23 protein-coding genes and 1 other annotated feature are annotated in these 20580 nt (G+C 37.9%); of the genes, 14 read left to right on the top strand and 9 right to left on the bottom strand.

The annotated features are described in order from the left end of the window. Window positions 1-50: 50 nt before the first annotated feature. Complete coding sequence (gene hxpB, locus GTH25_RS07420; protein ID WP_075673370.1) at window positions 51-719, bottom strand: hexitol phosphatase HxpB; 669 nt, start codon at window positions 717-719, stop codon at window positions 51-53. 200 nt (window positions 720-919) lie between these two features. Between hxpB and GTH25_RS07425 the strand changes: the two genes are divergently transcribed. Beyond that, window positions 920-1459, top strand: coding sequence for a YniB family protein (locus GTH25_RS07425; protein ID WP_075673369.1), 540 nt, complete (start codon window positions 920-922; stop codon window positions 1457-1459). 134 nt (window positions 1460-1593) lie between these two features. Here the strand turns inward: GTH25_RS07425 and GTH25_RS07430 are convergent, their stop codons facing one another. The 5 genes from GTH25_RS07430 to GTH25_RS07450 form a co-directional block, all read right to left on the bottom strand. Continuing rightward, a complete protein-coding gene (locus tag GTH25_RS07430; protein ID WP_075673368.1) occupies window positions 1594-2466 on the bottom strand; it encodes a fructosamine kinase family protein in 873 nt (290 codons plus the stop codon). A gap of 154 nt (window positions 2467-2620) precedes the next feature. Then, entirely contained in the window at window positions 2621-3478 is an 858-nt protein-coding gene (locus GTH25_RS07435; protein ID WP_075673367.1) for a metal ABC transporter permease, read from the bottom strand. Next, on the bottom strand, window positions 3475-4386 hold the full coding sequence (locus GTH25_RS07440; protein ID WP_075673366.1) for a metal ABC transporter permease: 912 nt from the start codon (window positions 4384-4386) through the stop codon (window positions 3475-3477). Before GTH25_RS07440 ends, GTH25_RS07435 begins: the two co-directional genes overlap by 4 nt. A 2-nt stretch (window positions 4387-4388) precedes the next feature. Continuing rightward, window positions 4389-5276 carry a manganese/iron ABC transporter ATP-binding protein gene (locus GTH25_RS07445; RefSeq protein WP_075673365.1) on the bottom strand — a complete coding sequence of 296 codons (888 nt, stop codon included), beginning with the start codon at window positions 5274-5276 and terminating at the stop codon, window positions 4389-4391. Further along, window positions 5273-6130 (bottom strand): metal ABC transporter substrate-binding protein, encoded by an 858-nt coding sequence (locus GTH25_RS07450; RefSeq protein WP_223672508.1) that lies wholly within the window; start codon window positions 6128-6130, stop codon window positions 5273-5275. The genes GTH25_RS07445 and GTH25_RS07450 overlap by 4 nt, the downstream gene beginning before the upstream one ends. A gap of 518 nt (window positions 6131-6648) precedes the next feature. Here GTH25_RS07450 and GTH25_RS07455 point away from each other — a divergent pair. Then, complete coding sequence (locus GTH25_RS07455; RefSeq protein ID WP_075673363.1) at window positions 6649-7320, top strand: transglycosylase SLT domain-containing protein; 672 nt, start codon at window positions 6649-6651, stop codon at window positions 7318-7320. On the opposite strand, the gene GTH25_RS07460 is transcribed toward GTH25_RS07455, so the two are convergent. Both GTH25_RS07460 and GTH25_RS07465 read right to left on the bottom strand, forming a co-directional pair. Next, window positions 7317-8030 (bottom strand): MarC family NAAT transporter, encoded by a 714-nt coding sequence (locus tag GTH25_RS07460; protein WP_075673362.1) that lies wholly within the window; start codon window positions 8028-8030, stop codon window positions 7317-7319. The genes GTH25_RS07455 and GTH25_RS07460 overlap by 4 nt on opposite strands. Before the next feature lie 99 nt (window positions 8031-8129). Then, window positions 8130-8723 (bottom strand): GNAT family N-acetyltransferase, encoded by a 594-nt coding sequence (locus GTH25_RS07465; RefSeq protein WP_075673361.1) that lies wholly within the window; start codon window positions 8721-8723, stop codon window positions 8130-8132. A 264-nt stretch (window positions 8724-8987) separates the two neighbouring features. Between GTH25_RS07465 and GTH25_RS07470 the strand changes: the two genes are divergently transcribed. Then, complete coding sequence (locus GTH25_RS07470; protein WP_075673360.1) at window positions 8988-9326, top strand: tRNA-binding protein; 339 nt, start codon at window positions 8988-8990, stop codon at window positions 9324-9326. 96 nt (window positions 9327-9422) lie between these two features. Further along, on the top strand, window positions 9423-10112 hold the full coding sequence (locus GTH25_RS07475) for an AraC family transcriptional regulator (RefSeq protein WP_075673359.1): 690 nt from the start codon (window positions 9423-9425) through the stop codon (window positions 10110-10112). A gap of 4 nt (window positions 10113-10116) precedes the next feature. Here the strand turns inward: GTH25_RS07475 and GTH25_RS07480 are convergent, their stop codons facing one another. After that, window positions 10117-10557, bottom strand: a complete 441-nt coding sequence (locus tag GTH25_RS07480; RefSeq protein WP_075673358.1) for a PACE efflux transporter — start codon at window positions 10555-10557, stop codon at window positions 10117-10119. Between the two features lie 628 nt (window positions 10558-11185). On the opposite strand from GTH25_RS07480, the gene thrS reads away from it, so the two are divergent. The 10 genes from thrS (at window position 11186) to GTH25_RS07530 (ending at window position 20507) form a co-directional block, all read left to right on the top strand. After that, a complete protein-coding gene (gene thrS / locus GTH25_RS07485) occupies window positions 11186-13114 on the top strand; it encodes a threonine--tRNA ligase (RefSeq protein ID WP_075673357.1) in 1929 nt (642 codons plus the stop codon). Window positions 13115-13117: 3 nt separating this feature from the next. Continuing rightward, window positions 13118-13657, top strand: a complete 540-nt coding sequence (infC, locus tag GTH25_RS07490) for a translation initiation factor IF-3 (protein ID WP_036937410.1) — start codon at window positions 13118-13120, stop codon at window positions 13655-13657. A 94-nt stretch (window positions 13658-13751) separates the two neighbouring features. Then, window positions 13752-13949 carry a 50S ribosomal protein L35 gene (rpmI, locus tag GTH25_RS07495; protein ID WP_004263702.1) on the top strand — a complete coding sequence of 66 codons (198 nt, stop codon included), beginning with the start codon at window positions 13752-13754 and terminating at the stop codon, window positions 13947-13949. A gap of 42 nt (window positions 13950-13991) precedes the next feature. Further along, on the top strand, window positions 13992-14348 hold the full coding sequence (rplT, locus tag GTH25_RS07500; RefSeq protein ID WP_006537111.1) for a 50S ribosomal protein L20: 357 nt from the start codon (window positions 13992-13994) through the stop codon (window positions 14346-14348). 107 nt (window positions 14349-14455) lie between these two features. After that, window positions 14456-14579 (top strand) — a sequence feature (Phe leader region). Next, a complete protein-coding gene (gene pheM / locus GTH25_RS19355) occupies window positions 14457-14504 on the top strand; it encodes a pheST operon leader peptide PheM (protein ID WP_120655563.1) in 48 nt (15 codons plus the stop codon). (Overlaps the previous feature by 48 nt.) Window positions 14580-14679: 100 nt before the next feature. Further along, complete coding sequence (gene pheS, locus GTH25_RS07510; protein ID WP_023582383.1) at window positions 14680-15663, top strand: phenylalanine--tRNA ligase subunit alpha; 984 nt, start codon at window positions 14680-14682, stop codon at window positions 15661-15663. Between the two features lie 14 nt (window positions 15664-15677). Continuing rightward, window positions 15678-18065, top strand: a complete 2388-nt coding sequence (gene pheT, locus GTH25_RS07515; protein WP_075673356.1) for a phenylalanine--tRNA ligase subunit beta — start codon at window positions 15678-15680, stop codon at window positions 18063-18065. A gap of 4 nt (window positions 18066-18069) precedes the next feature. Continuing rightward, window positions 18070-18366 (top strand): integration host factor subunit alpha, encoded by a 297-nt coding sequence (ihfA, locus tag GTH25_RS07520; RefSeq protein ID WP_023582381.1) that lies wholly within the window; start codon window positions 18070-18072, stop codon window positions 18364-18366. Window positions 18367-18745: 379 nt separating this feature from the next. After that, entirely contained in the window at window positions 18746-19756 is a 1011-nt protein-coding gene (gene btuC / locus GTH25_RS07525; protein ID WP_164530467.1) for a vitamin B12 ABC transporter permease BtuC, read from the top strand. 1 nt (window position 19757) lies between these two features. Beyond that, a complete protein-coding gene (locus GTH25_RS07530; RefSeq protein WP_164530468.1) occupies window positions 19758-20507 on the top strand; it encodes a vitamin B12 ABC transporter ATP-binding protein BtuD in 750 nt (249 codons plus the stop codon). Window positions 20508-20580 lie beyond the last annotated feature (73 nt).

The raw sequence follows: 20580 nt of genomic DNA on the forward strand, positions 1-20580 counted from the left end.
GAATAAAAAGGATACCTTACAAGGCAGGATATCCTTTTTATTTATGGAAATTAGCCTAATAAATGCAGTTGCGTTAGTTCATTGAGTGACGCAATTTTCACATCAGCCAATCCCCATTGTTTATCATTAAATTGTTCTGTTGCAGGTACAACGATAGAACGCATTCTTGCGCCTTTACAAGCAATCATACCATTGCGAGAATCTTCTAATGAAACACAGTGGATAGGATCAAGATTAAGAGCTTTAGCTGCGTTTAGATAAACTTCTGGGTGAGGCTTGCTGTGTGGCAATTCATCGGCAGATACTACGGCAGAGAAGTAATGGCGAATATTAAACAACTCAAGTACACGCTCAAGCATAAAGTCAGGAGAGGCTGATGCCAGTGCAATTTTTAACCCTGATGATTTGCAAAGTTCTAAAGCATGTTCAACACCTGGTAATAATGGCTTTGTTTCTTCAACTGATTTGACAACACGAGAAACCATTTTTTGTTTTGCTTCTTGTTTTGAAACGCCTTGCCAAGGTGATACTCTATACCATAAATCAATAACTTCGTTTATTCTTAATCCAACCGTGTCGGGCATTGATGAGGCAAGAGATAAATCGACGCCTAATTCAGCAAAGACCTCATGTTCTGCTTGCTGCCAAAATGGTTCAGAGTCGATTAATAAACCATCCATATCAAATATTGCAGCTTCAATAGGGAATTTAAAAGACATGTTACTCTCCATAAATAAGGTCTATGTTGTCGAGTGGCGATTGTAGCAAGAGTTGCAAGGAAAATCTTTTTAATCAGTTTCTTATTTATTGTGTAAAATAAATAGAGAGAATAGCTACTATTAATTTATTGTCGTATTAGCCGTTAATTAGACTACGATAAACAGATAAATATTGACGAATTCTATTTAGTGAGGATGTGATGAGTTATCAATATGCAGGATTGTATGCCATTTTAAAGCGTGTACTTGGTTGGCTTATTTTTATTCCTGCCTTTATTTCGACAGCTGTATCATTGATAGGATTGGCTGCAATACAACGCCCAAGTGGTGATGGTGTAAATGCCGTAATTAATGATTTTTTTCGTGTATTAGCGGAAATGGTGCAATTTAATACACCTTTCTTAGGTTTTTTCTGGCGAAATTCACCTATTCCCAATACACAAATGGGATTTAGCCAAGAAAATATTACTTTTTTTGTTATCTTTCTTTTTATGTTTATTGGTTTAGCATTTAGTGCATCAGGATTACGAATTTATCGCCAAGTGAAATATCTGAAGGAAAATATACAAGATCAGCTGATTATAGAACGTGCAATGAAAAGTGGTGTGACGGCTGAGGAATTACAACAGAATATCAAATTGCCTCGACATACTATCTTTACGCAAATTATGGTGCTTTATCTTTCACCTCTAGTTGTCATTGCAATAGGCTATTTCTTGATGAAATTCTTAGGATGGTAACCCGGCTTTAAAGTGAACAAGGACGGTTCATTTATATTAACTAAAGGGAAAAATAAACCTCGCATAACTGAATCTGGCGAGGTTATATTTTTAGCTTATATATTTTATCTCAGCACTACTTCGCTCGTTCCCTATTAAGGTGTTGCTAATAGGTCGTCAATTATTTTTCTAACTTCTAAATAATTTTCTTCTCCTCCAAATAAGTTACAACGGTTAAGGAAGAAATAGAGTTGGTAAATAGGCTGACGTGATAAAAACTTATCTGATAGCGGCCAAACACTTTGATAGCCATCGAAAATATTTGCAGGTACTGCTGTGCAAAGCGGTAACATTGCGATATCACACTCTCGATCACCCCAATAACAAGCAGGATCAAACACCGTACCTTCTGATTGACCAATTGCAGCACAGTTTTTAGGCCATAAGTTACCATGAAGCAGAGAGGGTTGAGGGGTATGGTCAGCAAGGCGATGATTGATAAGTTGAGTGATCTCGTCGATATCCCCAAAAATCATGCCTTTCTCGGAAGCCAGTTGTAGCTGAAAGCCAATACGTTTTTCCGAATAAAAGTGATTCCAGCGTTTTTCCCAGCTATTGAGTTGAGGAGTGGTATCGATTTGAGTATCGAAATCAAAGCCATAGCTAGGTTGATCTTCCCACTGATGTAGCTTTGCTAGTTGTTGTCCGAAGCAGTAGGCACTATGAGGTGTAAATGGTTGAACAGGCAAAAACTCAAGAAGTAGGAAGCTGGCATCTTTACTATTACCGATACCAAGAACCCGAGGAGTTCGAATTGTTTGGCTTTTTGCCAACATTTCGAGTTGTTCTGCCTCATTTTTAAAATTAGGCAGAAATTCACGCAAGTTGGATTTCACAAAAATAGGCGTATCACCATAATAAATTTTCCATGTATGATGAATATCGCCACTAGAAAGGTGAATTTTTTCGTTTATCTTTGCTGAAAATCCTAAGTTTGATTCCAGTAAACGACCTATATTCTGCCACATACTTACACCTCGCAAAGTTGTTTACTTAGTAGACCCAAATAAAATAATAACGAGCGATGTTTATACTATGACAATAACACTTTAATTAAATCAATAAAGTATAAAGCTAAAAAACGGGATGATTATCCCGTTTTTGCTAAGATAAAGAATATTATCAGGCGCTAGCGGGTTTTGTTTGTCGCTTTATTTTTGCTAATTTAATCTGATTACAGAGTAGCGCAATAATAAAGAATACAGCTTGCGTTAGCACAATACATGGACCTGTTGCTCCATCAATATGGAAACTAATAAATGTTCCTATAACGCTAGATGCGACAGAAAATACAATTGCTAACATAATCATGCGTGAAAAACTACGTGTTAATAAATACGCGGTGATCCCCGGTGAAATAAGCATAGCGACAACCAAAATAATCCCAACAGCTTGCATTGAGGCAACGATGGTTAATGCCAAAATAGACAGTAATCCATAGTGTAATAACGTGACAGGTAAACCAACAATTCTTGCTTGGTTAGGATCGAAGCAATAAAGCATAAAATCTTTTTGCTTAATAAGCATAATAGTGATGGTGATTACACAGATAATACTAATTTGAGTTAATACATCCGGCGTAATGCCTAAAATATTACCAAATAAAATATGCATTAAATGTTGGTCTGTATCGACACTGGCGAAAATGACTAAACCGACAGCAAACATACCCGAGAATACAATTCCCATCACAGTATCTTCTTTAATACGACTGTGCTCTTTTAAATAACCGGTTGCAAACGAGCAAAACAGCCCAGAAAGAAAGGCTCCTACTGTTAATGGAATGGCGGTGACATAAGCAAGAACAACTCCAGGCAAAACGGCGTGAGAGATAGCATCTCCCATTAAAGACCAGCCTTTTAATACCATATAACAAGATAAAATAGCGCAGGCGATACCTATAATAATGGCTGCAATAATAGCGCGTTGCATAAAGGGATATTGAAAAGGCTCAATGAAAAACTCCATCAACTCATTCATAGTTTCACCTCTTCTTGTTTTGTTGATCCTTTATGTTGATGAGATTGTGTGATCAACTGTTGTGAACTCTGACGAGCACGGCGACGAGCTGCCAACATACCGTGTTTAGGCGCAAATAAGAAAGCCAACAAAAAGAGTGATGTTTGCATTGTAACAATCACGCCACCTGTTGCACCATTAAAGAAGTAGCTAAGATAAGCGCCTACAGCACTTGTGATTGTACCGATACAGATAGCAATAATTGCAAGTCGTTTAAATTGGTCTGTGAGTAAATAAGCCGTTGCACCGGGCGTCACTACCATAGCAATGACAAGAATGGCGCCAACAGTTTGAAGCGCTGCAACAGTACACGCGCTCAAAAGAGTAAAAAAGATAATTTTTAATTTTAGTGGTGATAAGCCGATTGACTTTGCATGAACTTCATCAAAGAAAACTACAAGCAAGTCTTTCCAGATGCAAAATAAGACTAAGAAAGAGATACCTGTAATAATCACAACTTGCCATACATCTTCATCAGCAATACCTAAAATATTTCCGAGAATAATGGTCTGAACGTTGACGGCTGTCGGTTTAAGAGAAACCAGCAACAGACCAAAGGCAAAAAAAGTGGAGAAGATAAAACCGATAACAGCATCTTCACGAAGGCGTGTGATATGACGAATAAATGTCATTGATAATGCAGCGAGTAAACCCGTAAAAAAAGCACCGACTGCGTAAGGCAAACCTAATATATAAGCCCCTGCAACACCGGGAACAACTGAGTGGGAAAGGGCATCTCCCATTAACGACCAACCTTTCAAAATAAGATAGGATGAAAGAAAAGCGCAGACGGCACCAACTAAGGCGCTTACCCAAATCGCTTTCACCATATAGTTATATTCAAAAGGTTGTAGGAGTAAATCTAGCATGGCTAATCTCCTTGTTTGCGCTGGCTTTGATGCGCTGGAGTGTGTTCTTCTTGATGACCATAGAATACGGCAGCACGTTCATCATCGGTAATGACAGTGAGTGAGCGAGGATCGTCATCATCATGAAGATCAGAACCTGATAGGCTAATGTGGCGTAATACACCACCAAATGCGTGTTCTAAGTTTTTTTGTGTAAATGTCGTTTCAGTTGGACCACTGTCTAACACTGTTCTATTGATCAAAATAACGTGGTCACAAAATTCAGGAACACTTCCCAAGTTATGTGTTGAAACTAAAACTAAGTGGCCTTCTTCACGCAAATTGCGTAATAGCTCAATAATGGCATTCTCTGTTTTAACATCGACACCAGTAAATGGTTCATCAAGTAATAAAACAGTACCTTCTTGAGCCATTGCTCGTGCTAAGAAAACACGTTTTTTCTGACCACCTGAAAGCTCACCAATTTGGCGATGTCCTAAACCTGACAAGCCAACGCGTTCTAATGATGCTTCAACAACCTCATGGTCGCGCTTTGAAGGAATACGAAAAAAGCCCATTTTTCCATAACGCCCCATCATCACAACATCAGAAACGAGGACAGGGAAATTCCAGTCAACTTCTTCTGTTTGCGGAACATAGGCGATCATATTTTGTTTTAATGCCTGTTGGATTGGATTATCGTTTAATGTCACTTTACCTTTAGAGGGCTTTACCAGCCCCATAATGGTTTTAAATAGTGTGGATTTACCACTGCCATTGATGCCCACTAGGGCACAAATAGTGCCGCCAGTGATAGAGAAGCTTGCATCAAAAATGGCCGTATGACCGTTGTTGTAAGTAACAGTGGCATTATCAACAGTCAAAGTAGGATTAGCTTTTATATTGCTCATTGCCCAAATCCTTTCGCAATTGTATCTACTGTAATAGTAATTAAATCAATATAAGTAGGAACTTCACCACCTTCAGCGGAAAGTGAGTCAACATAAAGAACACCACCATATTTTGCGCCAGTTTCTTTGCTGACTTGTTTAGCAGGTTTATCTGAAATTGTACTTTCGCTAAAGACAACAGGGATCTTGTGTTCTCTAACAGTATCAATCACATATTTAACTTGTTGTGGTGTGCCTTGTTCTTCTGCATTGATTGGCCATAAATAAACTTCTTTAAAACCGTAGTCATTGGTTAAATAGCTGAATGCACCTTCACTCGTTACTAACCAACGTTCTTCTTGTGGAATACGAGATAATCTTTCTCTTAATGGTGCATCAAGTTGTTTAATTTTTTCTGCGTAATTTGCTGCATTTTGATTATAAATAGCTGCATTATCTGGATCATGTTCAACAAGCGCTTTGCGAATATTTTCAATATAGATTAATGCATTATTTGGTGACATCCATGCGTGTGGATTAGGATTATTTTTGTAAGCACCTTCACTGATTGCCATTGGTGTAATGCCTTCAGTGACAACAACAGCGGGTACGTTACGTAATTCATTAAAAAAGCGTTCAAACCAACGTTCAAGGTTTAAGCCATTCCATAAAATAAGATCCGCTTTTTGCGCTTTTACAATATCTTTAGGAGTGGGTTGATAATCGTGAATTTCAGCGCCAGGTTTTGTGATTGATTCAACAATCGCTGCATCTCCAGCCACGTTTTGAGCGATATCTTGAATAATAGTAAAAGTGGTGACGACTTTTAGTTTATCTTTTGCTTGTGTTGGTGCTGTTAAAAATACGGATGCCATAAGGCATAAAGCCGTAAGTGAAAGTTTGTTTATAGAGCGAAATATATCCATATTATTATTGCCTTATAGTTGCAGAGTTATTTTCTTAATTGATAATGATTATCAATATCATTTCAAAAAAGTCAAGTTATCTCTGTGTAAAAAGCTTCATTTGATAACGACTGGAAATAAGATAACAACATGTATTCCAATAAATGTTAAGTAGATTGTCGATTTTTGTCACAAAAATTAACAATGGTTCGTAACTATTTGTGCGAGAGATTATTTTTATGATTATAGCTATCCCTCAGTGAATTGTTTTTATTACAGATATTCTGATTGAGAGATTTCGTGAAGAAAACAGGAAATAGGATAGATTTGAGATAAAACGCACACACTAGAAGTAGTAATAGATTGATTTATTTCTTGCGCTTTGCCATATTTTAGCATGCATTTTTATGTAGAAATAGAATAATATATTAACAACCCTTTGATATATAAATATATCTTGTACAACACGTTATGCAAAAGGATAAAACGTGAAAGTAAAAATCATCTTTTCTTTGGTAATTTTGCTTCTTGCTGGTTGTGCGGATCATGCTCGTCAACCTATTCAAAAAGAAACATCACGATTTTTAAGCCAAAAAACAGTAGAGAACCGCGTTAATAATGCTTCAATCTCAACGGCTCAATGGAAATCAACACCTTTTGATAACCATATACAGCAAGCATCAAGCCGTTACGATGTTGATGAAACATTAATTAAGGCGATTATCCAAGTTGAATCAAACTTTAGACCTGAAGTGATTAGCAAATCAAATGCAGTTGGATTAATGCAAATTAAAGCATCAACTGCGGGAAGAGATGTTTACCAAAATAGAGGCAAGGCAGGGCAGCCAACAACAGCTCAATTAAAAGATCCAGCCATTAATATCGATTTAGGTACAGCTTATATTCAATTATTAAGAGAACGTCATCTTGCCGGAATTGCTGATCCTGAAACGCTTTATTATGCGACTATCCTTGCTTATGTGAATGGCGCTGGTGCGTTGTTAAGAACATTTGATAAGAATAGGGATAATGCTATCGCTAAAATTAATTCAATGAGCGCGGATGATTTTTATCGTTATGTTGAAAAAAATCATCCAGCATCTCAAGCACCACGTTATTTAGCTAAAGTGAGAGCGGCGTACCATGCAGGGGATAATTAATCTGGCAAATTAGCGGCAGCTTGAGCTTGTTTTAATAAAGCAGGCAAATCAGCAATAATTTCAAGGACACCATTGATCATAAACTGAACGCCCATACAGATTAATAAAAATCCCATTACGCGAGAAATAGCGTCAATACCACTGTGGCCTAAATATTTCATAATGCGGGTAGAGCCACGAAGTGATACCCAAACGATAACGCTAATTAAAAAGAAGCTTGTCACAGGAGCAATATATAATACCCATTGTGCAATATCAGTACGTGATGGGATTGAAGCTGCTGTACTGATTATCATTGCAATCGTTCCGGGGCCTGCTGTACTTGGCATTGCTAAAGGAACAAAGGCAATATTAGTCTCTTTAGGATTACGATGTGGGTTATTATCGTCTGAAATAGGATCATCGACATTAGGTGTGTTTGGAAACAACATACTAAAGCCAATAAAGGCAACTATCATTCCGCCTGCAATACGAAGACCGGGGATAGAAATACCAAAAGTTGTCATTATGATCCGCCCCGCATAGAACGCGATGGTCATAATGAGGAAAATATATACACACGCCATTAACGATTGTTGATTACGTTGTTCCTTTGTCATATTGCCTGAAAGGCCAAGCCAAAGAGCGACAGTCGTTAATGGATTAGTTAAAGGCAAAAGCAAAATAAGACCAAGACCGATAGCCTGAAAAAACTGGTAAACAGAGTGCATGGAATATAAAAGCTCCCCATAACAGATAATTAAGGAGTAATTATGATAACAAATTAAATGAGATAAAAGTTATTTTCCTCGTAATATTCTTAATGTGTATTAGTATTTTTTCATAAGCCATTCTAAATGCACTTTTACCGATCCCCAGTCGTAATCAGTAATGCTATAAACGCAAGTATCTCTTTTTTGACCACCTGTTGTTAATCTATGATTACGCAAAATACCATCCAGTTTTGCGCCAAGTCGTTCAATCGCTCTACGGCTAGTTTGATTTAATATATGAGTACGAAATTCAACAGCAATACACTGTAAATCTTCTAAGGCATATTTAAGTAAGAGGTATTTAGCTTCTGTGTTTATTCCTGTTCTTTGTACTTCTTTGGCATACCATGTTGAACCAATTTCTAATCTTGGTGTTTGACTATCAATATTCATAAAGGTTGTTATGCCAACTACACGGTTATTCGCTTTCGAAATTATGGTAAAAGGTAACATTAACCCTTTTTGTTGCAATTGAAGTTTATGCTCAATATCGCGTTGTAAATCTGTTACTGAAGGAACGGTGGTATACCAAAGCTCATCGGGTCTATCTTTTTCAATTAGCTCATGGAGTTCTGAATAGTGTTCTATGCTAAGAGGCACTAAACGTACAAGTTTTCCTTCCAGTGTTGTCCACTCTGTTATCTTTTTCATAATAATATTCTCTGGGGTTGTTAATAATACTGCATTTCTTAAGAATACTTTTTATACATAACAAATTTATGAATTGATATGGTTATTTAAAAGGCTATTAGAAAATAAGCAAAATTCAGAATGATGAAAATAGAGAAAAAGAGTGTGAGTGATTCTTTCTCAACAGAGAATGACTGCCTCACCACAGGTGAGCTAGCATAATGCGTGTTAATCTATAATCCAGTAATAGAGATATAACCGTAAACACAATAGATTGGTAAAAAGATGACAGATTTAATTGAATGGGGTGATTTTCTACGTGTAGATATGCGAGTAGGAACGATTATTAGCGCAGAAATAAATAAGAAAGCTAATAAGCCGGCTTATGTTATGGAAGTCGATTTGGGCGAATTAGGCATAAAGCGTTCAAGTGCTCAAATTACGGTAAACTATACACCCGAAGAGCTTGTTGGTCGTCGTATTTTATGTGTATGTAATTTTCCAGTTAAACGTATTGCAGGTATAAAATCTGAAGTTTTAATTACAGGGGCACCTGACGAAACAGGGGCAATAGTATTGGCTGAGTTTAACTTACCTTTACCAAATGGCTCTCGTTTGGCTTAAATAAGTATCTTGATAAGACACTCTTAAATAGTGATGTTCTGCTGAGTTTTGATATAGTAATTATTCAATAGCAGGATGGATATAAAGGAGTGTCTTTTGTTATTACCTCAATTGCATTTGCGATGTTATACACAAGAGACTGTATCTCATCAGCATGATAATTTATGGCAGATTATTTTTGGGCTTTCGGGTTCGATGGAAGTTAATTTCAATCGAGAAGACTTTCTGATTTCTAATCAAAACTGCTTGATTATCCCTCCAACTATTCATCATGCCTTTTCAGGCAATATAGATAATAAAAATCTTATTCTTGAACTTCCAGCAACCTCGCAATGGCAATTAAGTGAGAAAGGTGGGCAATTTGCATTATCACCGGCAGCAATTGGGTTATTGGAATGGCTACATCAATATCCTCAACCCCCAGATCAATATTCAACGATCACGCGCTTATTACTTGCTCAAATGGAAATACAAAAAGGTTGGCGCGATAGTTTGGATGCTTGGCTAGCGAATAAATTACATACACCATTAACAACACATGATATTGCTTCTGCTTTTAATACATCAGCGAGTACGTTACAGAGAAAAATGAAAGCAGAGGTGGGAGTGTCTGTGATGCAATATGTCACTCAACAGCGACTTAGCAAAGCCGCTGAATTATTAAAATACACATCAGTAAATATTGAAAATATTGCCCTAGCAGTAGGGTATGATTCACACTCTGCATTTAGTCAGGCATTTCGCCAATACTTTAATAAAAGTCCTACTGAATATCGGCAGGATTAAGCGATTACACCACTTTGTTTTCTGTCGAATAAACACGAGGACATAATTTATCGAAAACGAGTGTGAATAAATAGGTATAGATAAAGAAGAACACTAATATAGTGACTTCCATACTTATTGCTTTGATAAAGCCTACATTATACCACCACATATAAAGTGGAATGGTAAAGAAGAACAGACCTAATTCAAAACTTATTGCATGGGTAAGTCGTACCATGACTGTGCGTTTTTTGATCCTTAATTTCGACTCAATTAATTCAAAGAAAGAATTAAAAATATAATTCCAAATCAGAGCAATAACAGAAACAGCAATTGCAACGGGCAGTGAATTATGTGATTGGCTTTGGCTTAATATTGCCAGTAAAACAGTGCTTAATAAAATCGCGAGAGTCTCAAAGGTAATAGCATAGACCAACTTACGAGGTCGGGGCTTTAGATAAAACACGTTATACACCTTTATGTTAACAATGAAAGTTCTGGCCCGCCCCAGAGAATGTTATTTTTAAAGCCACGGTTTCCGCTTAATGGGTACTGATGGTAATGAAATCCTATAAAAAAGGCAAAGTTTGCCTATAACAAGAATATGCTTAGTGGATTCGGATGGTGATTAGATAATAATCTAGTAAATACAAATAATTATAAATGCAGCGGGTATCATTATTTGGCTGATGAACGTGGCAAAGAAAAAAACTGCTTTAGCTATTTACTTTGACACCTTGAATATAATCATGTCATCAAAAATATAGATGATAAAAAAGAGATAGAGAAAAGAGTATCGAGTCAATTAATACAATGTGATGAGTGAGATTTTTTGTTATTTTTATTTCGTGTCTTCTTGGGGAAATATAGGCAGATAAATGTATAAATCTTTACTGTCTGTGATAATATCCCTCCCTGAGTTGCGATAAGGCTCAGTGATGCTATGGGTATTTATAAAATAAATATGTGTACATAACTGTGTGCAAACCTCGCGAGGTAAAGTGAGAACTTGTCGTAACGTACTGAATATATATGAAATAAAAAGCTTACAAGTGATCTTGCGTATGGGTCACCACTGTAAATAAGGATTTTAAATGCCAATTATTACTCTTCCTGACGGAAGCCAACGTCAATTTGAAAATGCAGTTTCTGTCATGGATGTCGCTGCAGATATCGGCCCTGGACTTGCGAAAGCATGTATTGCAGGCCGTGTTAATGGTGAGCTGGTGGATGCTTGTGAATTAATCGAGCAGGATTCAAATCTGGCGATTATCACCGCAAAAGATGATGAAGGTCTTGAGATTATTCGTCACTCTTGTGCCCACTTATTGGGACATGCAATCAAACAATTATGGCCACACACCAAAATGGCGATTGGTCCTGTTATTGAAAATGGATTCTACTATGATGTGGATTTAGACCATTCTCTAACACAGGAAGATTTAGACGCTCTAGAAAAACGCATGCTAGAGTTGGCTAAAACAGATTATGACGTTATTAAAAAACGCGTAAGCTGGGCTGAAGCTCGTGAAACATTTGTTTCTCGTGGTGAAGACTATAAAGTTGCTATTCTTGACGAAAATATTAGCCAAGATTCTCAACCAGGTCTTTATCATCACCAAGAATATGTTGATATGTGCCGTGGACCACACGTTCCAAACATGCGTTTCTGTCATAACTTCAAATTGCAGAAAATCGCAGGTGCGTATTGGCGTGGTAACAGCGACAATAAAATGCTACAACGCATTTATGGTACAGCTTGGGCTGATAAGAAACAGTTAAAAGCTTACCTAGATCGCTTAGAAGAAGCAGCTAAACGTGACCACCGTAAAATTGGTAAACAGCTTGATTTATATCATATGCAAGAAGAAGCGCCAGGTATGGCTTTCTGGCATAATGATGGCTGGACTATTTTCCGAGAGTTAGAAACATTTGTACGTTGTAAATTAAAAGAATATGATTACCAAGAAGTAAAAGGTCCATTTATGATGGATCGTGTTCTTTGGGAAAAAACAGGTCACTGGGAAAACTACAAAGAAAACATGTTCACAACATCTTCAGAGAACCGTGAATATTGTATTAAACCAATGAACTGTCCTGGTCACGTACAAATCTTCAAACAAGGTTTACGTTCTTACCGTGATTTGCCATTACGTATGGCTGAATTCGGTAGTTGCCATCGTAATGAACCATCTGGTGCATTGCATGGTTTAATGCGTGTTCGTGGCTTTACACAAGACGATGCGCATATCTTCTGTACTGAAGAACAAATTTTAAGTGAAGTAAATGACTGCATCAAATTGATTTATGATGTATATTCTACTTTCGGATTTGAAAAAATCGTTGTTAAGTTGTCAACTCGCCCAGAAAAACGTATTGGTGAAGATGCATTATGGGATGTTGCTGAAGCAGACTTAGCAAAAGCCTTAACTGATAACAATATTGAATTTGAATATCAGCCAGGTGAAGGGGCGTTTTACGGCCCTAAAATTGAATTTACACTTTACGATTGTTTAGATCGTGCATGGCAGTGTGGTACAGTACAATTAGACTTCTCACTACCAGGTCGTTTAGGCGCATCTTATGTTGCCGAAAACAACGAGCGTAAAGTACCTGTTATGTTACACCGAGCAGTGCTAGGATCCTTAGAACGTTTTATTGGTATTCTGACAGAAGAATACGCAGGATTCTTCCCAACTTGGTTAGCACCACAGCAGGTTGTCGTGATGAATATCACGGATGGACAGGCTGATTATGTACAAAAACTCGTCAAAGAATTGCAAGATGCCGGAATTCGTGCAAAAGCAGACTTGAGAAATGAGAAGATTGGCTTTAAAATTCGTGAACATACTTTACGTCGTGTTCCGTACATGCTTGTCTGTGGCGATAAAGAAGTTGAATCAGGCAAAGTGGCGGTTCGTACTCGTCGAGGAAAAGACCTTGGCAGTATCGACGTTAACGAATTTAAAGAAAAGCTTCTGCAAGAAATTAGAAGCAGAAGTCTTCATCAGTTGGAGGAATAAGGTATTAAAGGCGGAAAAAGAATTCAATCAACGCGTCAGAATCGCATCAATGGTGAGATTCGCGCTCATGAAGTTCGTTTAACAGGTTTAGATGGCGAACAGATTGGAGTTGTTAGTCTGAAAGAGGCTCTTGAGAAAGCCGAGGAAGCAGGAGCTGATTTAGTTGAAATTAGTCCTAATGCCGAGCCGCCGGTTTGTCGTATTATGGACTACGGCAAATTCCTCTATGAGAAAAGTAAGACTCTCAAAGAACAGAAAAAGAAACAAAAAGTTATTCAGGTTAAGGAAGTTAAATTCCGTCCTGGTACAGATGAAGGCGACTATCAGGTCAAACTACGCAACCTGATTCGTTTTCTTGAAGATGGCGATAAAGCCAAAGTCACACTGCGTTTCCGTGGTCGTGAAATGGCACACCAACAAATCGGTATGGAAATGCTTAACCGTATCCGTGAAGATTTGGATGAACTGGCTGCTGTTGAATCTTTCCCTAATAAGATTGAAGGGCGTCAGATGATCATGGTGTTAGCGCCGAAGAAGAAATAGTCGGGCAATTCAAGTAATAGCGTCAGCCTTTAGAGGCTGATTGCTATTCGCCTTATTATTTTATGTTATTAACAATGCGAAGTGGATTATAGAAATGCCAAAGATTAAAACAGTACGCGGCGCAGCTAAGCGCTTTAAAAAAACAGCTGGTGGTGGCTTCAAGCGCAAGCATGCTAACCTCCGTCACATTCTGACTAAAAAATCAACTAAGCGTAAACGTCATTTACGTCCAAAAGGCATGGTCTCTAAAGGAGATTTAGGTCTGGTCGTAGCTTGCTTACCATACGCATAAGTATCACTTTTTTAACAGAATATAGACATCTAGGAGTTTAATATGGCTCGTGCTAAACGTGGTGTTATCGCCCGTGCTCGTCACAAGAAAATTTTAAAGCAAGCTAAAGGTTATTACGGTGCACGTTCACGTGTATATCGTGTAGCTTTCCAGGCTGTAATCAAAGCTGGTCAATATGCGTACCGTGACCGTCGTCAGAAAAAACGTCAGTTCCGTCAGCTGTGGATCGCGCGTATCAACGCAGCAGCTCGTCAGAACGGTATGTCTTATAGCCGTTTCATCAATGGTCTGAAAAAAGCATCCATTGAAATCGACCGTAAGATTCTGGCTGACATCGCTGTATTCGACAAAGTAGCATTCGCTGCTTTAGTTGAAAAAGCGAAAGGTGCTCTGGCTTAATTATTTATTAAGCAATGGAAGAGGGAGTTTTCTCCCTCTTTTATTTTGTCTAAATTTGTGGCTTAATGATATAAATTCAATAAGTTAATATTTTAAGAGACATTATCAATGTTAAATATCGCTTTTTTCCGTTTCTTTTTTTACTTTAGCGCCTAATTCAAGGGGGCTTTTGCGCGTAAGAAAAGAAACGAAAAGTAGCGCCTGAGCCTCCAATATGGAGGCTTTTTTGTTTTCAGATCCCAATACTGGGTTAGAAACCAAAAAGGGCAATTTTATTCGTCATCATTGATAACAACTAATAGACCTCATCAGGTCAAAGGAAGAGGAAACGATGCCACATCTCGCTGAACTCGTTGCTCAAGCTAAAGCAGCTATCGAAGAGGCACAGGATGTTGCTGCGCTGGATTCGGTTCGTGTTGAATACTTGGGGAAAAAAGGTCATTTAACGCTTCAGATGTCCACGCTGCGCGACTTACCCGCGGAAGATCGTCCAGCTGCAGGGGCTGTCATTAATCAGGCTAAACAAGAGGTTCAGCAAGCGCTGAATACTCGTAAAGATTATCTTGAATCAGCATTATTAAACGAACGTTTATCTGCTGAGAAAATCGATGTGTCTTTGCCTGGTCGCCGTATTGAAAACGGTGGTCTACACCCAGTAACTCGTACAATTGAACGTATTGAAACTTTCTTTGGCGAATTAGGGTTTTCTGTAGAATCTGGCCCTGAAATTGAAGATGATTATCATAACTTTGATGCGTTGAATATTCCTGCTCATCACCCAGCAAGAGCCGACCACGATACTTTTTGGTTTGATGCAAAACGTTTACTACGTACACAAACATCAGGTGTACAAATTCGTACCATGCAAGATAAACAGCCACCTATTCGCATCATCGCACCAGGTCGCGTATATCGTAATGACTACGATCAGACTCACACACCAATGTTCCATCAAATTGAAGGTTTAATTGTTGATAAAGACATTAGCTTTACCAATTTAAAAGGAACACTACACGATTTCCTGAAAAACTTTTTTGAAGAAGATATGGAAATTCGTTTCCGTCCTTCTTATTTTCCATTCACAGAGCCTTCTGCAGAAGTCGATGTAATGGGTAAGAATGGTAAATGGTTAGAAGTGTTGGGTTGCGGTATGGTTCACCCAAATGTATTACGTAATGTAGGGATTGATCCTGAAGTTTATTCAGGCTTTGCGTTCGGTATGGGTATGGAACGTCTGACCATGTTACGTTACGGTGTCACTGACTTGCGTTCATTCTTCGAAAACGATCTTCGTTTCCTCAAACAGTTTAAATAAGGTGGGATTATCTCATGAAATTCAGTGAACTTTGGTTACGTGAGTGGGTAAACCCAGCGATTAGTAGCGAAGCGCTTTCTGAACAACTGACAATGGCAGGCCTTGAAGTTGACGGCGTTGAAGCTGTTGCTGGTGATTTTCACGGTGTGTTTGTAGGTGAAGTTGTTGAATGTGGACAACATCCTAATGCCGATAAATTACGTGTAACGAAAGTTAACGTAGGCGGTGATAGATTACTCGATATCGTTTGTGGTGCACCTAACTGCCGCCAAGGGCTAAAAGTTGCGGTAGCAACAGTTGGTGCTGTATTACCTGGCGATTTTAAAATTAAAGCAGCAAAACTGCGTGGCGAACCTTCTGAAGGCATGCTGTGCTCATTTTCTGAATTAGCAATTTCAGAAAATCATGAAGGTATTATTGAATTACCTGCTGATGCGCCTATTGGCATGGATATTCGTGAATATTTAAAATTAAATGATAATGCGATTGAAATTAGCATTACACCAAACCGTGCTGATTGCTTAGGTATTTTAGGTGTTGCTCGTGATATCGCTGTAATCAACAAAATGGAATGCCAAGTACCTGATATGTCGCCTGTTGCGGCTACATCATCAGCAACATTCCCTGTACGTGTTGAAGCACCAGAGGCGTGTCCACGTTATTTAGGTCGTGTTTTCACCAATATGAATGTGAAAGCAAAAACACCTTTATGGATGCAAGAAAAGTTACGTCGTGGTGGCATTCGTTCTATTGACCCAATTGTTGATATTACCAACTTAATTTTACTTGAAATGGGTCAACCGTTGCATGCGTTCGATCTTGATCGCGTTGAAGGTGCTGTAGTTGTTCGTATGGGTAAAGATGGTGAAAAACTGACTTTACTTGATGGTAATGAAATTACATTAAAAGATGATGTATTAGTTATTGCTGACGAAAAACAAGCATTGGGTATGGCAGGTATTTTCGGTGGTGAATCATCAGGTGTTAATGAAGAAACGAAAAATGTCTTCTTAGAGTGTGCATTCTTCTCTCCATTATCTATCACAGGCCGTGCACGTCGTTATGGCTTGCATACTGATGCCTCTCATCGTTTTGAGCGTGGCGTTGATTCTGAGCTACAATACAACGCAATTGAGCGTGCAACGAAATTACTGCTAGAAATTTGCGGTGGTGAAGTCGGTGAAGTGATTGATGTAACCAATAAAGCACATTTACCAAATATTGCACCAGTCAAATTAACACGTAAAAAATTAGACCGTTTATTAGGTCACGTGATTGATGATGCACAAGTTCTGGACTCATTAACTCGCTTAGGTTTCAAAGTTTCTGTTGAAAATGACGGCTGGTTAGCAACAGTTCCTTCATGGCGTTTTGATGTTCAAATTGAAGAAGATCTAATTGAAGAAGTTGCTCGTATTTATGGCTACAACAATATTCCAGATGTGCCATTACGCGCTGACTTGGTGATGACCAATCACCGTGAAGCAAACTTATCATTAAAACGCGTTAAAACAATGCTAGTAGACAATGGCTTCCAAGAAGCAATTACTTATAGCTTTGTTGATCCTAAGATCCAATCTTTATTACATCCAAATGAAGAAGCATTAATTCTGCCTAATCCAATTTCAGCGGATATGTCAGCAATGAGACTGTCTCTACTAACCGGATTATTGACTACAACTGTATATAATCAGAACCGTCAACAATCTAGAGTTAGGTTATTTGAAGCAGGTCTGCGTTTTGTTCCTGATAATCAAGCAGAATATGGAATACGTCAGGAACTTATGTTAGCTGGTGTGATCGCGGGCAACCGTTATGAAGAACATTGGAATTTAGATAAGCAAACTGTTGATTTCTTTGATTTGAAAGGTAATATTGAATCAATTCTGGAATTGACAGGCCAGCTAGATGAAATTACATTTAAACCAGCTAGTCATTCAGCACTTCATCCGGGACAAAGTGCTGGGATTTATCTGAGAAATGAATATATTGGCTGTATTGGCGTTGTTCATCCAGAGCTTGAACGTAAACTTGACTTAAACGGTCGTACGGTAGTATTCGAAATACGTTGGAATGCAATTGCAAATCGCAGTTTACCACAAGCAAAAGCAGTTTCTCGTTACCCTTCGAATCGTAGAGATATCGCTGTAGTTGTTCCGAATGATGTTGCTGCAGAAGATATTTTAGCCGAATGTAAGAAAGTTGGCGGAAATCAAATAGTTGGCATAAACTTATTTGACGTGTATTGTGGTAAGGGAGTAGCAGAGGGCTATAAAAGCCTCGCTATTAGCATAATCTTGCAGGATATCGAGCATACACTGGAAGAAGATGAGATTGCTGCAACAGTGAGTAACTGTGTAGCAGCATTGAAACAGCGATTCCAAGCATCCTTGAGGGACTAGACCTATGGCGCTTACAAAAGCTGAAATGGCAGAAAATCTGTTTGAAAAACTTGGTGTTAGCAAACGCGATGCAAAAGACCTTGTAGAATCCTTTTTTGAGGAAGTGCGTCGTTCTCTTGAAAATGGAGAACAGGTGAAGCTGTCTGGATTCGGAAACTTTGACCTGCGTGATAAAAATCAGCGCCCAGGTCGTAATCCGAAAACTGGGGAAGACATTCCTATTACAGCTCGCCGTGTTGTTACTTTCCGCCCAGGACAAAAGTTAAAAAGCCGGGTTGAAAGCGCAACACCAAAAGAATAAGATTTAAAAAACATCCAAAACGGCTTTCTTTGAAAGCCGTTTTTTTATCATTTCTAGCTGTATCTAATTTTGATGATAGCCGTATTGGGGGTTTATATTTATCAATATGGTCTGAATGGATATTTTTATTTAGATAGCGTGTTTTTATTTTCTAATTATCTTTCTTTTTTATTTTCACTTCTTATTTTGACCCTTCCTTTTTATCTCTTATTTACATCAATACTGTGATAGTTAATCCTAGTTTTTCTTTATTATTAGAGACAGGCTTGTATGTTCTCAATTTAGTTTTTCATCATTGAATGCGAACATGTTATGTTGCTAAAAAATAACTTTATAAATAAGAATAGCAAGAACCGTTGTTGCATGAATAGGGAACGAAATGAATAAAGAAGTTAATCCTCTGATTAAATTTACTAAAAGACAACGCATTGGCGACAGAAAAAAGCTGTTTCTAATGGCACTAGCATTATGTTTCTTATTTATTTTTTCCCTCTCTGTTGGTGAGATTGTGTTATTTCCACATCAATGGTTAACAGATGAAGCCAATTTATTTGTTTGGCAAATTCGTTTACCAAGAATGCTTGCCGTTGTGACTGTTGGTGCAAGTTTGGCAATTGCTGGTGCTATTATGCAGGCTCTATTCCAAAATCCACTCGCAGAGCCAGGATTATTAGGAGTAAGTAGTGGTGCGGGAGTATGTGTTGTATTACTTATTGTTCTACAAATTGGTTTAAGCCCTTGGCTAATAAGTAGTGCGGCGATATTTGGCGCATTAGGGATCACTCTTTTATTAATGTTTTTTACTCGAATAAGAAAACTATCTAATGCTCAGTTATTATTAATTGGTGTGGCATTGGGTGTTATGGCAAGTGCGATAATGACTTGGTTGGTTTACTTCAGTTCAGCTTTGGATTTAAGGCAATTAATGTATTGGCTGATGGGGAGTTTTAGCGGTATTGATTGGCGCCATCAAGTCTTATTTTGGGCTCTTACGCCTATTCTCTTGCTCCTTATTCTACAAGCTGATGTTCTTAATTATTTATCACTAGGTTCATTTAGAGCAAAACAATTAGGCATATCCGTTAATCAATGGCGAAATTGGTTTATTTTAGCCGTTGGATTATTGATAGGGCTGAGTGTTGCTTTAGCGGGCGCTATAAGCTTTATAGGGCTTGTTGTACCGCATTTATTAAGATTATGTGGCTTAACCCATTATAAAACATTATTACCCGCGTGTGCGCTTGCTGGTGGTGGGTTGTTATTACTTGCTGATTTGCTATCTCGCTTGGTTTTAAATGGTGCAGAAGTTCCGATAGGCGTGATTACAGCAACGCTTGGTGCACCTTTATTTATCTGGTTATTGGCAACCAAAGAGATGGGGCGTTTGTAATATGGCGTTACTTAAACTTAATAATGTAAGTGTTGATGATCGACTTAACGCATTTACAGAGCAAGTAAGTTATGGCGAGCGAGTCCACTTAATTGGTGCTAATGGCGCAGGAAAAAGTACGCTTTTAATGGCTATCGCAGGAGAGTTTTCTTTTAGTGGCAAAATTATTCTAAACGAAACTTCAATAAGACATTATAAATATGATGATCTTTCTAGAATGCAGAGCATTGTTATACAACAATTGGAAGCTTTGTCATTTATGCCTGTTTTTCATTACCTCTCGCTATATCATAAATTGTCGAAAATGGATGTTCAGCAATTAAATATGCTGTTAAATGATTTTAAAATTGACAAATTATTGTTAAAAAATATTCATCATTTATCGGGAGGCGAATGGCAGAAGGTCAGAATTGTTGGTGCATTTATCCAATTATGGTCAAATTATGATTTAAAAGGGAAATTAATGTTACTTGATGAACCAACTAATAATTTAGATGTCGTACAGTTGGCGATTTTGGACAAGTGGGTTGATAAGTTTTGCCAACAAGGTGGCGCCGTTATTATGAGTACACATAATTTGAATCATTCCTATCAAAAAGCAGACAGAGTTTGGCTCATAAAAAATGGATGTTTGGTTAATTCTGGCGCATCTGCACTCTTATTGGACGAAAAATTATTATCAACTACATTTAATACAAATATCAAGTGCATCAATGATGTTGATCATATTGATTGGCAGGTTTTGCAATAATATGGCTATTGTTAAGCTTATCTCCAAGTAATTATTAAGGTTTTTTTAATGTTTTCTTAATAAGACGGATGTC

It is taken from the genome of Proteus terrae subsp. cibarius (assembly GCF_011045835.1).
In the GTDB taxonomy this organism is placed as follows: Bacteria; Pseudomonadota; Gammaproteobacteria; order Enterobacterales; family Enterobacteriaceae; genus Proteus; species Proteus cibarius.